General features: G+C 37.6%; 14 protein-coding genes. 11 read left to right on the top strand and 3 right to left on the bottom strand.

The window, feature by feature from the left end:
- Window positions 1–74 precede the first annotated feature (74 nt).
- From rbfA to JNUCC51_RS06030, 7 genes are all read left to right on the top strand, one after another.
- Window positions 75–416: a 30S ribosome-binding factor RbfA gene (gene rbfA / locus JNUCC51_RS06060; protein WP_337991265.1), complete on the top strand. Its 342-nt coding sequence runs from the start codon at window positions 75–77 to the stop codon at window positions 414–416.
- A 225-nt stretch (window positions 417–641) separates the two neighbouring features.
- Window positions 642–1,553 carry a tRNA pseudouridine(55) synthase TruB gene (gene truB / locus JNUCC51_RS06055; RefSeq protein ID WP_337991264.1) on the top strand — a complete coding sequence of 304 codons (912 nt, stop codon included), beginning with the start codon at window positions 642–644 and terminating at the stop codon, window positions 1,551–1,553.
- Window positions 1,554–1,566: 13 nt separating this feature from the next.
- Window positions 1,567–2,520 carry a riboflavin biosynthesis protein RibF gene (ribF, locus tag JNUCC51_RS06050; RefSeq protein ID WP_337991263.1) on the top strand — a complete coding sequence of 318 codons (954 nt, stop codon included), beginning with the start codon at window positions 1,567–1,569 and terminating at the stop codon, window positions 2,518–2,520.
- Window positions 2,521–2,918: 398 nt separating this feature from the next.
- Window positions 2,919–3,188: a 30S ribosomal protein S15 gene (rpsO, locus tag JNUCC51_RS06045; protein WP_068983113.1), complete on the top strand. Its 270-nt coding sequence runs from the start codon at window positions 2,919–2,921 to the stop codon at window positions 3,186–3,188.
- A 288-nt stretch (window positions 3,189–3,476) separates the two neighbouring features.
- Window positions 3,477–5,591 (top strand): polyribonucleotide nucleotidyltransferase, encoded by a 2,115-nt coding sequence (gene pnp, locus JNUCC51_RS06040; RefSeq protein WP_337991262.1) that lies wholly within the window; start codon window positions 3,477–3,479, stop codon window positions 5,589–5,591.
- A gap of 141 nt (window positions 5,592–5,732) precedes the next feature.
- A complete protein-coding gene (locus JNUCC51_RS06035) occupies window positions 5,733–6,956 on the top strand; it encodes a M16 family metallopeptidase (RefSeq protein ID WP_337991261.1) in 1,224 nt (407 codons plus the stop codon).
- 112 nt (window positions 6,957–7,068) lie between these two features.
- Window positions 7,069–7,227 carry a hypothetical protein gene (locus JNUCC51_RS06030; protein WP_443136976.1) on the top strand — a complete coding sequence of 53 codons (159 nt, stop codon included), beginning with the start codon at window positions 7,069–7,071 and terminating at the stop codon, window positions 7,225–7,227.
- Window positions 7,228–7,427: 200 nt separating this feature from the next.
- Here the strand turns inward: JNUCC51_RS06030 and JNUCC51_RS06025 are convergent, their stop codons facing one another.
- The 3 genes from JNUCC51_RS06025 to JNUCC51_RS06015 are packed head-to-tail and all read right to left on the bottom strand — an operon-like array spanning window position 7,428 to window position 9,280.
- Window positions 7,428–8,057, bottom strand: a complete 630-nt coding sequence (locus JNUCC51_RS06025) for an ABC-2 transporter permease (protein ID WP_337991260.1) — start codon at window positions 8,055–8,057, stop codon at window positions 7,428–7,430.
- 2 nt (window positions 8,058–8,059) lie between these two features.
- Window positions 8,060–8,902 carry an ABC transporter ATP-binding protein gene (locus JNUCC51_RS06020; RefSeq protein ID WP_337991259.1) on the bottom strand — a complete coding sequence of 281 codons (843 nt, stop codon included), beginning with the start codon at window positions 8,900–8,902 and terminating at the stop codon, window positions 8,060–8,062.
- On the bottom strand, window positions 8,903–9,280 hold the full coding sequence (locus JNUCC51_RS06015; RefSeq protein WP_100543896.1) for a GntR family transcriptional regulator: 378 nt from the start codon (window positions 9,278–9,280) through the stop codon (window positions 8,903–8,905).
- A 143-nt stretch (window positions 9,281–9,423) separates the two neighbouring features.
- Between JNUCC51_RS06015 and JNUCC51_RS06010 the strand changes: the two genes are divergently transcribed.
- The 4 genes from JNUCC51_RS06010 (at window position 9,424) to JNUCC51_RS05995 (ending at window position 12,180) form a co-directional block, all read left to right on the top strand.
- On the top strand, window positions 9,424–9,687 hold the full coding sequence (locus JNUCC51_RS06010) for a YlmC/YmxH family sporulation protein (protein ID WP_049668493.1): 264 nt from the start codon (window positions 9,424–9,426) through the stop codon (window positions 9,685–9,687).
- Between the two features lie 9 nt (window positions 9,688–9,696).
- The gene (locus JNUCC51_RS06005; protein WP_337991258.1) at window positions 9,697–10,476 is read left to right on the top strand and encodes a dipicolinate synthase; all 780 of its coding nucleotides are present in this window, start codon (window positions 9,697–9,699) and stop codon (window positions 10,474–10,476) included.
- Entirely contained in the window at window positions 10,470–11,060 is a 591-nt protein-coding gene (locus tag JNUCC51_RS06000) for a dipicolinate synthase subunit B (protein ID WP_049668495.1), read from the top strand. The genes JNUCC51_RS06005 and JNUCC51_RS06000 overlap by 7 nt, the downstream gene beginning before the upstream one ends.
- Before the next feature lie 82 nt (window positions 11,061–11,142).
- Window positions 11,143–12,180, top strand: a complete 1,038-nt coding sequence (locus JNUCC51_RS05995) for an aspartate-semialdehyde dehydrogenase (protein WP_100543893.1) — start codon at window positions 11,143–11,145, stop codon at window positions 12,178–12,180.

Raw genomic sequence — 12,180 nt, 5'->3', positions numbered from 1 at the left:
GCCATACCTTGCATGTAAATATATGTGCAAGTGAAGACATAACTTTCTGTACATCGAAATTGAGGTGACAAACTATGTCTCTACGCTCAAACCGTGTCGCTGAGCAAATGAAAAAAGAGCTTGGTGATATTCTTGGACGTAAAATAAAAGACCCGCGTGTTGGTTTCGTTACTGTTACTGGTGTTGAGGTAACAGGTGATTTACAGCAAGCGACAATTTATATTACAACTCTAGGCAATGAACGTGAAAAAGAGGAAACACTAAAAGCTTTATTAAAGGCTTCTGGTTTCATCCGCTCAGAAATCGGTTCACGAATCCGTTTACGTCGTACACCAGAACTAATCTTTGAATTCGATTCATCGATTGAATATGGGAACCGTATTGATTCATTGCTACGTGGTTTACACGAAGAATAAGCTTAACTTAAAAAAGTCTGCCATATGCATGTTCATGCAGGCAGGCTTTTTACATTCAACAGAACATTTTGCGGCTTTATCATTTTTGTAAAGTTTCACTAAATGTTCTGGCGAATGACTGACAAGTCTCCTGCTAATTTTTCTGCAGAAGTGTCAGGGTATTTATCTTTATAAAACTGTAGCAAGAAAACAAAATATGCTAATAGTGAACTTAGGAGGAAATTTATGAACGGTATTTTACCGCTTTGGAAGGAACGTGGCATGACAAGCCATGATTGCGTCTTTAAATTACGTAAAATTTTACGTACTAAAAAAGTTGGCCATACAGGCACACTTGATCCAGGTGTTGAGGGAGTTCTTCCGATTTGTATTGGTCAAGCAACACGCATCGCAGAATACTTAACTGATGCAGGAAAAATCTATGAAGCTGTTATTTCAATTGGCCGTACAACGACAACTGAAGATGCAGAAGGAGAAACAGTTGAGCAAGATAGTACGAATAAAAAGTTCACACGAGCTCAATTGCTAGAGGTTTTAGCATCACTAACAGGTGTTATTCAACAAACGCCACCGATGTTTTCAGCTGTCAAAGTAAATGGTAAACGTCTCTATGAATATGCTCGAAAAGGCGAAATTGTCGAAAGACCTACACGTCAGGTTACTATTTATGCATTAGAACTACTAGATGATGTAGAAATATATGAAGGGGAAGAAATTACATTCCCAGTACGTATAGCCTGTAGTAAAGGTACGTATATTCGAACACTTGCTGTGCAAATCGGAGCGGCACTTGGTTATCCAGCACATATGAAAGAACTCGTACGCACAGCCTCAGGTACATTTACACAAGAGAATTGCTTTACGTTGGCACAAGTTGCTGAACTGATGGAAGCTGAACAAATTGATACATGCATTTTACCAGTTGAGTATGCATTAACAGATTATCCATATATAGAGATCACTTCCGCGAACGAAAAAGAAATTTCCAATGGACAAGTGCTTCCCGCAGATGCATTATTAAAGAAACATGATAAAATTGTTTTTGGAATCAATGGGAAAGCATTTGCGGTTTATCAAGCCCATCCTACAAAGGAAGGGTTTATGAAGCCACATAAGATGTTTCCGATGATAGAGTAGGAGGATTTTTAGTATGGAGGTCATTCATTTAAAATACCCACACCAACTACAGCAACAAGAAAGCATGCAGCCATATTCATTGGCTCTTGGTTTTTTTGATGGTGTACATAGAGGGCATCAGGCAGTTATTAAGGCAGCGAAGGAAGAAGGAGACAAGCGTCGAATTCCAACGGCTGTTATGACATTCGATCCCCATCCTTCATTAGTGCTTGGCGGACGTAACGAAAAAGTATTTTATATAACGTTATTACAGCAAAAATTGCAGCTTTTTGAAGAACAGGGTGTTGATACAGCATTTGTTGTACATTTCACATCTGATTTTGCAAAGCTTTCACCTGATGCATTTATTGATACATTTATTCGTGGGTTGAACATTCAACATGTTACAGCTGGCTTTGATTATTCTTTTGGTGCATTTGGTAAAGGTACAATGGAAGATATGCGTGCATTGAGTAATGGAGATTACGGCGTAACAGTTGTTGAAAAGAAAACGGATGATATCGAAAAAATTAGCTCTACACGTATCCGTAAGCTTTTGCAAGAGGGAGATATGGAAGAAGCAAGATTGCTCCTAGGACGACCATTTGAAGTTACAGGTATCGTTGTACATGGTGATAAGCGAGGACGCACAATAGGTTTCCCAACTGCAAATGTCCAAGCGTTAGAGGGAACTTATATTCCAGCTAGCGGTGTATATGCGGTTCGAGTACTTGTACAAAATAACTGGTTTGATGGTGTATGTAATGTAGGCTATAAACCAACATTTAAAGATCCAAACGACAAACAATTATCCATCGAAGTCCATATATTAAACTTCGAAAAAAATATTTACGGTGAAGAAGTGCATGTCGCTTGGTATAAGCGTATAAGAAGTGAACGAAAATTCGATGGTATTGAAGCTTTAAAAGCACAAATCGAAAAAGATAAACAAGAAGCGATTGAATATTTCAATGAGCTTCAACAGTAAATCTCAAATGGAGCAATGTTAAATTCAGAAAAAGTATTTATATCTGCTCTCTGATAAAGTATAGGTAGATTGGGGAGAAAGCTAGGACACCCCAGGAAGCTTTACTCTGTAGCGAAAGCGAAGCGACAGCTACAAATGTTTTCTGTGCGACAGCAACAAAGCGCCCAGCCGGAACGGAAATCAACCCCACACGTTACGGTGTGAGCTATATTTTATCGGGTTTGCAAATTAAAACTACTTTAACATATGAATAGGCTGACGTTAACGCTTGCTTGCCCTATTGATTTATGGTAACATTCATAAGTGCATAATATGCTTATCCTTAGCTCGGTATATCGATGACTCCAACGTGTACTGTGCTAATGGGGATTAACAATTATTTAGGAGGTCCATACAAAATGGCTATTTCAAAACAACGTAAAAACGAAATTATTGCTGAGTTCCGTACTCACGAAAGTGACACTGGTTCTCCAGAAGTACAAGTTGCAGTATTAACAGAGGAAATTAACGCTCTTAACGCTCACTTACGTACACACAAAAAAGATTTCCACTCTGAGCGTGGTCTTCTTAAAATGGTAGGTCGTCGTCGTCACTTATTAAAATATCTTCGTGAAACTGACGTACAACGTTACCGTGAACTAATCACTCGTTTAGGCTTACGTCGCTAATTGTCAATCGAAAAGCGGGATTAATCCCGCTTTTTCTTTATGTTTATAAACATTAAGAACAAAGTACGCTTTACTATTAAAAAAAAAGCATGTATGATATGAACTTCAAGCAAAAAAACACTATTTCAATTAAAAACAGAAATAAATCCTAAATAAATTGGCAATAACTGAATTTAAATGTATTATTATTTCATGAAATATTTAGCATAGAACAAGCATTTTTGGTACACTTACTATTAGTACATACAGACGAAGTAAGTGTTTTTATAATAGAGAGGGGTTCATTGAATGAACGAAAAGAAAGTCTATTCCTATGAATGGGCTGGCCGTCCACTTGTAATCGAAGTTGGACAGTTAGCAAAACAAGCAAACGGGGCCGTATTAGTACGCTATGGTGATACATCTGTACTTTCAACAGCAACAATGTCAAAATCACCGAAACCACTTGATTTCTTCCCATTAACAGTAAACTACGAAGAACGTTTATACGCAGCAGGTAAAATTCCTGGTGGCTTTATTAAACGTGAAGGTCGCCCATCTGAAAAAGCAATATTAGCAAGCCGTTTAATTGACCGTCCAATTCGTCCGATGTTCCCAGACGGTTTCCGTAACGAAGTACAAGTTATTTCAATGGTTATGTCTAACGATCCAGATTGCACGTCTGAAATGGCTGCAATGGTTGGTTCGTCATTAGCGTTAGCTATCTCGGATATTCCATTCGACGGACCGATTGCAGGTGTACAAGTTGGATATATTGACGGTAAATTTATTGTGAACCCAACAGTAGAACAATCTAATCAATCAACAATCCATTTATCTGTAGCAGGTAACAAGGACGCTATCAACATGGTTGAAGCAGGTGCACTAGAAGTACCGGAAGAAGTAATGCTAGAAGCTATTATGTTCGGTCATGAAGAAATCAAAAAAATTATTGCTTTCCAAGAGCAAATTGTTGCAGAAGTAGGGAAAGAAAAATTACCGGTAACATTATTTGAAATTGATGAAGCAATTCAAGCAGATATAAAAGCAGCTTGTGAGACTGACATGCATGATGCAATTCAAACTGCAGAAAAACATGCACGTGATGAGGCTATTCAAGCAGTAAAAGACCGTGTTATTGCATCTTATGAAGAGCAAGAAGCGGATGAAGTAACAATGAAGCAAGTTTATACAATTCTAGATAAAATGGTAAAAGACGAAGTACGTCGTCAAATTACAGAAGATAAAGTTCGTCCAGATGGTCGTAAGTTAGACGAAATTCGTCCACTTTCTTCTGAAACAGGCTTATTACAACGTACTCACGGTTCAGCATTATTTACGCGTGGACAAACACAAGCCCTTTCTATTTGTACATTAGGTGCACTTGGTGATGTACAAATTATCGACGGTTTAGGTGTAGAAGAATCAAAACGCTTTATGCATCACTATAACTTCCCTCAATTCTCTGTAGGGGAAACAGGCCCAATTCGTGGACCAGGTCGTCGTGAAATCGGTCATGGTGCACTAGGAGAGCGTGCTCTTGATGCGGTTATTCCAGATGAATCTGTATTCCCATATACAATCCGTTGTGTATCAGAAGTACTTGAGTCAAACGGTTCTACATCACAAGCTTCTATCTGTGCTTCAACGTTAGCGATGATGGATGCTGGTGTTCCATTAAAAGCACCTGTAGCAGGTATTGCAATGGGGCTTATTAAAAAAGGCGAACATTACTCTATTTTAACTGATATTCAAGGTATGGAAGACCACCTTGGAGATATGGACTTTAAAGTTGCAGGTACAGCTAAAGGTGTAACAGCACTTCAAATGGACATTAAAATTGATGGTTTATCACGCAATATTTTAGAAGAAGCATTAACACAAGCTAAAATTGGACGTATGCACATTTTAGAATCAATGCTTGCTACTCTTGCAGAACCACGTGAAAAATTATCTGCATTTGCACCGAAAATTGTAATCGTGAAAATTAATCCTGATAAAATTCGCGATGTCATCGGACCTGGTGGTAAACAAATTAACAAAATTATTGAAGAAACTGGCGTAAAAATTGATACTGAGCAAGATGGTACAATTTACATCTCTTCTGCAGATGAAGAAATGAACGCTCGTGCAAAACAAATTATCGAAGACATCGTACGTGAAGCAAAAGTTGGCGAGTACTACTTATCAACAGTTAAACGTATTGAAAAATTCGGTGCGTTCTGCGAAATATTCCCAGGCAAAGACGGCTTACTTCACATCTCTGAAATTCAAGAGGAACGTACAAAACAAGTTGAAGATGTCTTAAAACTTGGCGATCAATTACTTGTGAAAGTTATTGAAATCGACAAGCAAGGTCGTGTGAATTTATCTCGTAAAGTTGTTATCCAAGAGGAAAAAGAACGCGCTGAGCAAGATAAATAATAAATTGTAGAAAAGGCTGCGTATAATGCGCAGCCTTTTTTAAATAAAGTATAAGGAATTTGGTTCTATAATATTTGTGGGAAGCTTCACATTGTGCCTACCCCTTGATGTAGAACCAGAGATATAATTGGGGGAGATTTTATGGTACAAGTACATACATGTCAGAATGGTGTGCGTATTGTGTCTGAGCAAATCGATCATGTAAGATCCGTTGCGCTAGGCATTTTTGTTAATGCAGGATCTCGGTATGAGCTACCTGAGGAAAATGGCATTACGCATTTTATAGAACATATGCTTTTTAAAGGGACAAAAACTCGAACAGCTCGCCAAATTGCTGAAGAATTTGACCGAATTGGTGGAGAGTTAAATGCCTTTACATCCAAGGAAAATACTTGTTATTATGCAAAGGTTTTAGACCATCATGCAGAGCTTGCAGTTACAATATTAGCGGATATGTTCTTTAACTCTACGTTCGCACAGGAAGAGTTAGAGAAGGAAAGACAAGTTGTACTAGAGGAAATATTAATGAGTGAAGATGCAGCTGATGACGATGTTCATGAAAAGCTGTGGGGAGTCATGTATCCAAACGATGCACTCGGTCGTCCAATTCTAGGAACTGCGGCTACTTTACAAACATTTACAGCAGATATGATACGTAACTATATGGCTAAACATTATGGTCCAGAATCAGTTGTTATTTCAATAGCGGGAAATATTTCTGCAAAGCTCATGCAAACAATTGAAGACTTATTTAGCCAATATCAGCCATCTCCACTTGCAGTTGAGCCTGTACTTTCGAATTCTCCTTTTTATCCAGGAGAGATTTCAAAAACTCGTGATACAGAGCAAGCTCATTTAGCCATTTCTTATCCAGCGATTGGTGTAAAGGATCCTGATATGTATAGCTTTATTGCACTTAATAATATTATTGGTGGTAATATGAGCTCTCGTTTGTTCCAAGAAGTACGCGAAGAACGTGGTTTAGCATATTCAATATTTTCTTACCAATCTTGTTATGCTGATGTTGGAGCATTTACGATTTATGGAAGTACAAGTCGTCAGCAATTATCACAGCTTCAACATACAATTGATGCGACATTACTTGATATCGTAGCAGGTGGCGTGACAGAAGAAGAACTTATGAATGCGAAGGAACAGCTAAAGGGTAGTTTTGTTCTCGGTCTAGAGGGGACAGGTGCTCGAATGAATCGCAATGGTACTAGTGAGTTAGTGCATCGCAGACATCGTTCAGTTGATGAAGTATTAGCGTCAATCGATGCCGTATCGATGGAATCAATCGATCGCTTAATAGCAAAAATTTTAAAAGCTGAGCCAGCCATTTCAATTATCGGCCCAGAAGCTTAAAATAAAAGGAACACAAAACTATCGCTATAGTTTGTGTTCCTTTTTAATTGAAAAGTCTTAATAGGAGGATCTCGATAGCTTTCGAGGTTCTTTTTTTGCAGCCTTCAATAAATTGCATAACGCTAAAATGATGGAGCTGTTACGTACGCTTGATTTCTCATTATTTGAGCTCACGCCATTGGAAGGTCGCTACGTGGTAGGCTTCGGTAAGGCATTTACAATTGATATAACGAATGATACTTTAGTCCATGTAGTAATTGATAAAAAATAGGTTGCCCTTTTAAGGCAACCATTTTTTTATTCTTTAATAAAACTCTCTTGCTAAATATAATGTAAAGCTTTGAAGTAACCAATGATTATTCTCATGATTGTAGGGATCAAAATAATTATCAAAAAATTTTCTGCTACTTGTGATAAATAGTAATGGATAGGGGCTTTGTAAAAGTAAAGCCTGCATTGTCTCCGTCCCTACTAGAATTCTTTACGTTGATATATTGCGGTTGAAATGAGAGAGGACAGCCATAAGATTAAAAGTCCGGCAAAAGGAGCAAAAAACATATACTGTTTTAAGTTGGATAATGTTAATGTGATATCTGGTAAATACTCTTTTAAAAGATTAAATAAGATACTAGGTATGAAGCAAAGAGCAATAAGAAACATTCTGCCCTTTATAGAACCAAATTTAATGTAGATCGGTAATAATAGTGCTAGCATACAAAAGGCTAATGCAACAAGGAGATTAAATGTTAGAAAAAACTCTGCTGATGCCCAGTTATTATTCGTAAAACGATGAATGATAAATACAATCGGTAGTGCGAGGATAAGCCCAAAAAGCATAAGAAGGACACTAAGTATATATTTACTAAGTATTATGTCACCTTTTGAAATGGGTAAAGTATTTGCATATTTATCCCAGTTACTTTGTTCATCATAAGTGAGAGCAGTTATAGCTTGAAAGGTCACGATAAATATAATAAGTGTAAAGAGTATTAAACCTTGTTGCATAAAAATTGATATAAATAGGAAGAAAATCAACAGGAAGGCCTGTGCTTTTATTTGACGCTGAATCGACATTAAATCTTTTAAGATAAGACCAGCCATAATCAAACACTCCCTTTCACATAAAATAGCATTATATCCTCTATAGAAGGCTTTTCAAGGGAAAATACCTCATTTACTTCGTTTTTTAGAACTAAGGCTTCTATACCAAAGGCTCCATTACGTTTTCTTATAATGGCATGTTCTGGTATTGCACTTACTTCCTCTTTATTGCCTTTAAATATTCCGTACTCATAGAGCAGTACGTCTTTACCTTCACTAAATAGAATTTCACCGTTATGAATAAATGTAATATAGTCGGCTATCTTTTCTAAATCACTTGTTATATGAGAAGAAAATAGAATGCTATGTGTTTCATCTTGCATAAACGTTAAAAATAAATCGAGAATATCATCACGAATTATCGGATCTAGTCCACTCGTTGGTTCATCTAAAATTAAAAGTTTTGGATGATGCGACAATGCTATTGCTATGGAAAGCTTCATCCTCATTCCTCGGGATAATTCTTTAACCTTCTTCTTCTCGGGAACTTTAAATTGTGCTAATCGCTCAAAATAATAGCCTGAGTCCCACGTTTTAAAAACTTTTTTCATAATTTTGTCGAGCTGCGTCGCATTAAGTGTTTCAGGCACATGTAAATCGTCAAAAACCACACCGATGTCGTTTTTTATCGATAATTCATGTTCGACAACATCCTTACCAAACAGCAAAATTTCGCCATATTCTTTTTTGAGTAAATTAAGTATGCATTTAATTGTAGAAGACTTTCCAGCACCGTTTTCTCCTACAAAACCCATGACAGTCCCTTGAGGTACTGAAAAACTTACATCTTTAAGAGAAAACCCTTCAAAGCTTTTCTGTAAATCATGAACTTCAATCACATTCATTTAGTTGTCCTCCTCCAAAATTAATGAAAGTAACTCCTGTACTTCCTCTTTGGTCATGCCCGCAGTTTTGGCCGTTTTCACTGCTTTTTGCATATGTTCTTCAACTTGACGCAATAATTCCTCGCGTAGAAAATCTTGATTTCGTTCTGTAACAAAGCTTCCTTTCCCAGCTACTGTTTCGATAAATCCGTCCCTCTCTAAATCAGCATAAGCACGTTTCGTTGTCATAACGCTAATTTTTAAATCCTTTGCAAGTGCACGAATAGATGGTAGTGCGTCGCCTGCCTGTAACTTATTGGCTAGTATCGCTTCCTTAAGCTGTACGGTTATTTGCTCATAAATGGGTTTATCACTGGCGTTGCTTAAATGGATATGCATAAATTTCTCACCTCGCACAACTGTATATATACACTATACACGGTTGTGTTGATAAAAGCAACATTTTCATACTTTGGGTATGGGTCACGAATTGCAAAAACTCGGCATATATTGGGGTAACGGTTCAAGGAGGGAGATGAGGCATGCTACTATCAGAGATGGTGGATAAAGAGTTAATTCAAATTGAGGGTGGCGTACATTTTGGTATATTGGCACATACAGAATGTCTATTAGATGTGCAAACAGGAAAGATTCATGGTTTCGAGATTATTAAAGATAAATTGCCATTCCAAAAAAAGAAAGTAAAAGTTAGTGAAATGATACCTTGGCATGAAATTATACTAATTGGAGAAGATCGGATTTTATTTAACAAAACAACGACGGTACAGTCAGAATTTTTACAGTGAGGTGAGCTTTTGGAAAATGAAAAATGGCTTGTTATCGGTGAGGACCTAAGGTTAAAGGAATTAGCTACAATGCTAAGAAGCCCATCGAGAACGGTATTTTATAAAAGAACATCAGTTTGGAATGAAGAGTTAAATAGGCTTGTATTAGAATTCCAACCAAATAGAATTATTCTTCCCATTCTTCCACTAAAAATTGAAGTGGAACAGCTTTATGGGATATCGCAAGTTAAGTTTTATACAGGGCGTTTAACTATGCATTGGAAGCAATTGCTTGAGAAAAATGAAACAAATTGTTATTTACAACAAGAATCTTTTATTTGGCAAAACGCAAGATTAACGGCGGAGGGTTTTATCGCAACGTTTTACGGACTCGAGCAAAAATGTATTTACGGACAAAACTTTACTATCGCAGGTTTTGGACGCACAGCCAAAATGCTCGCATCTTTACTCGTCAAGATGGGCGCTAATGTCCATATAGTTGCGCGTTCAGTTGTACAAGTGAGTGAAGCAAAGGCATATGGTTATAAAGCTACGAATTTAGATGACCGCCTATGGTCAATTAATGATGGGATTTTTATCAATACGATTCCAGCTAAATGGATTACAGAATCATTCCAAGATCATGTCCCAGCTGTCCTATATGATTTGGCTTCAGAGCCTGGATGTTTAGATATAGACGCTGAGCAATTACAAACATACGTACTATTGCCATCATTACCTGGGAAATACTTTGCACATGATGCGGCTACAATTTTGTGCAAGGCAATAGAGGAGGAAGAAAATTGCTAACGGGTAAACGAATTGGTTTGGGTATTACAGCCTCTCACTGTACGTATGAGGATGTAGTACCTAAAATTCAAAACTTTATAGACGCAGGAGCTACAGTTATTCCAATAATTACACACTCCGTGTTACATGCGGCTACACGTTTTGGTACCGGAGAAGAATGGATTGCAAAAATAGAGGAATTAACTGGGGAAAATGTTATTTCTTCTATTAAAGAGGCAGAACCATTCGGACCATCCAATCCATTGGATGCAATGGTTATAGCACCGATGACAGGTAATAGTATTAGTAAATTTGCTAATGCAGCAACAGATAGTCCGGTATTGATGGCTGCTAAGGCAACATTGCGAAACGGTTCCCCAGTAGTCCTAGGCATCTCAACAAATGATGCACTTGGCTTAAATGGTATGAATATTATGAGACTGCTAAATGCTAAAAATATTTACTTTATTCCATTCGGGCAGGACTCTCCACATTCCAAGCCAAATTCCTTGATTGCTGATTTTGATCAAATGGTCGCAACTGTACATGAAGCGATTACTGAGAAAAAGCAATTACAACCACTGTTTATACAATATTTCAAATAATTCGCGAATTACACACAATTTTCAGTATTTTTGTGATACAATAGCACACATTATGGAACATGTATTCAAGGAGAGATGACAGATGACAAAGCAGTTAACAGTTGCGGTTGTTGGAGCAACAGGGGCAGTAGGCACAAAAATGATGGAGCAACTAATCAAACGGAATTTTCCAATCGGAGATATAAAATTTTTAGCATCTGCACGTTCAGCAGGGAAACCAATCGAATTTAATGGTAAGACATATACAATTGAAGAAGCGACACCTGAAGCTTTCGAAGGCGTCAATGTCGCTTTATTCTCAGCTGGTGGTTCGGTATCAGCGGTGCTAGCACCGGAAGCGGCAAAACGCGGTGCAGTAGTTATCGATAACACGAGCCATTTCCGTATGGATCCGGAAGTACCACTAGTTGTTCCAGAAGTAAATCGTGGCGATCTTGCTAAGCATAAAGGGATTATTGCGAATCCAAACTGCTCTACGATTCAAATGATGGCTGCACTTGAACCAATTCGTAATGCATATGGCTTAACAAAAATAATTGTATCGACATATCAAGCTGTTTCAGGTGCAGGTATTTCGGCTATTCAAGAATTAAAGGCACAAAGTGAAAACTGGGATGCAGGTAAGGATGTAGAAGCAAATATTTTACCTTCTGGTAGCGACAAACGTCATTATCCAATTGCTCGTAATGTCATTCCACAAATTGATAAATTTACAGACAATGGCTTTACATACGAAGAAATGAAAATGATTAATGAAACGAAGAAAATTATGCATGCACCAGAGCTAAATGTAGCAGCAACTTGTGTTCGCGTGCCAGTCGTTTCAGGACACTCTGAATCTGTTTATATTGAAGTAGAAAAAGAAGCAACAGTACAGGAGATTTTTGAAGTATTACGCAGTGCACCAGGTGTAGTATTGCAAGATGATATCGCAACACAAACTTACCCAATGCCTATCTATGCAGAAGGGGAAGATGCTACTTATGTAGGACGTATCCGTCAAGATTTAGACAATAAAAAAGGATTCCACCTATGGATCGTTTCTGACAATCTTTTAAAAGGCGCTGCATTAAACTCTATTCAAATTGCAGAAGCAATGCTGGAGGATAACTTACTATAA

This window comes from Lysinibacillus sp. JNUCC 51 (genome assembly GCF_015999525.1).
In the GTDB taxonomy this organism is placed as follows: Bacteria; Bacillota; Bacilli; order Bacillales_A; family Planococcaceae; genus Lysinibacillus; species Lysinibacillus xylanilyticus.
Note: the sequence above shows the minus strand (reverse complement) of the source record. Positions and strands in the feature narration are given on the sequence as shown.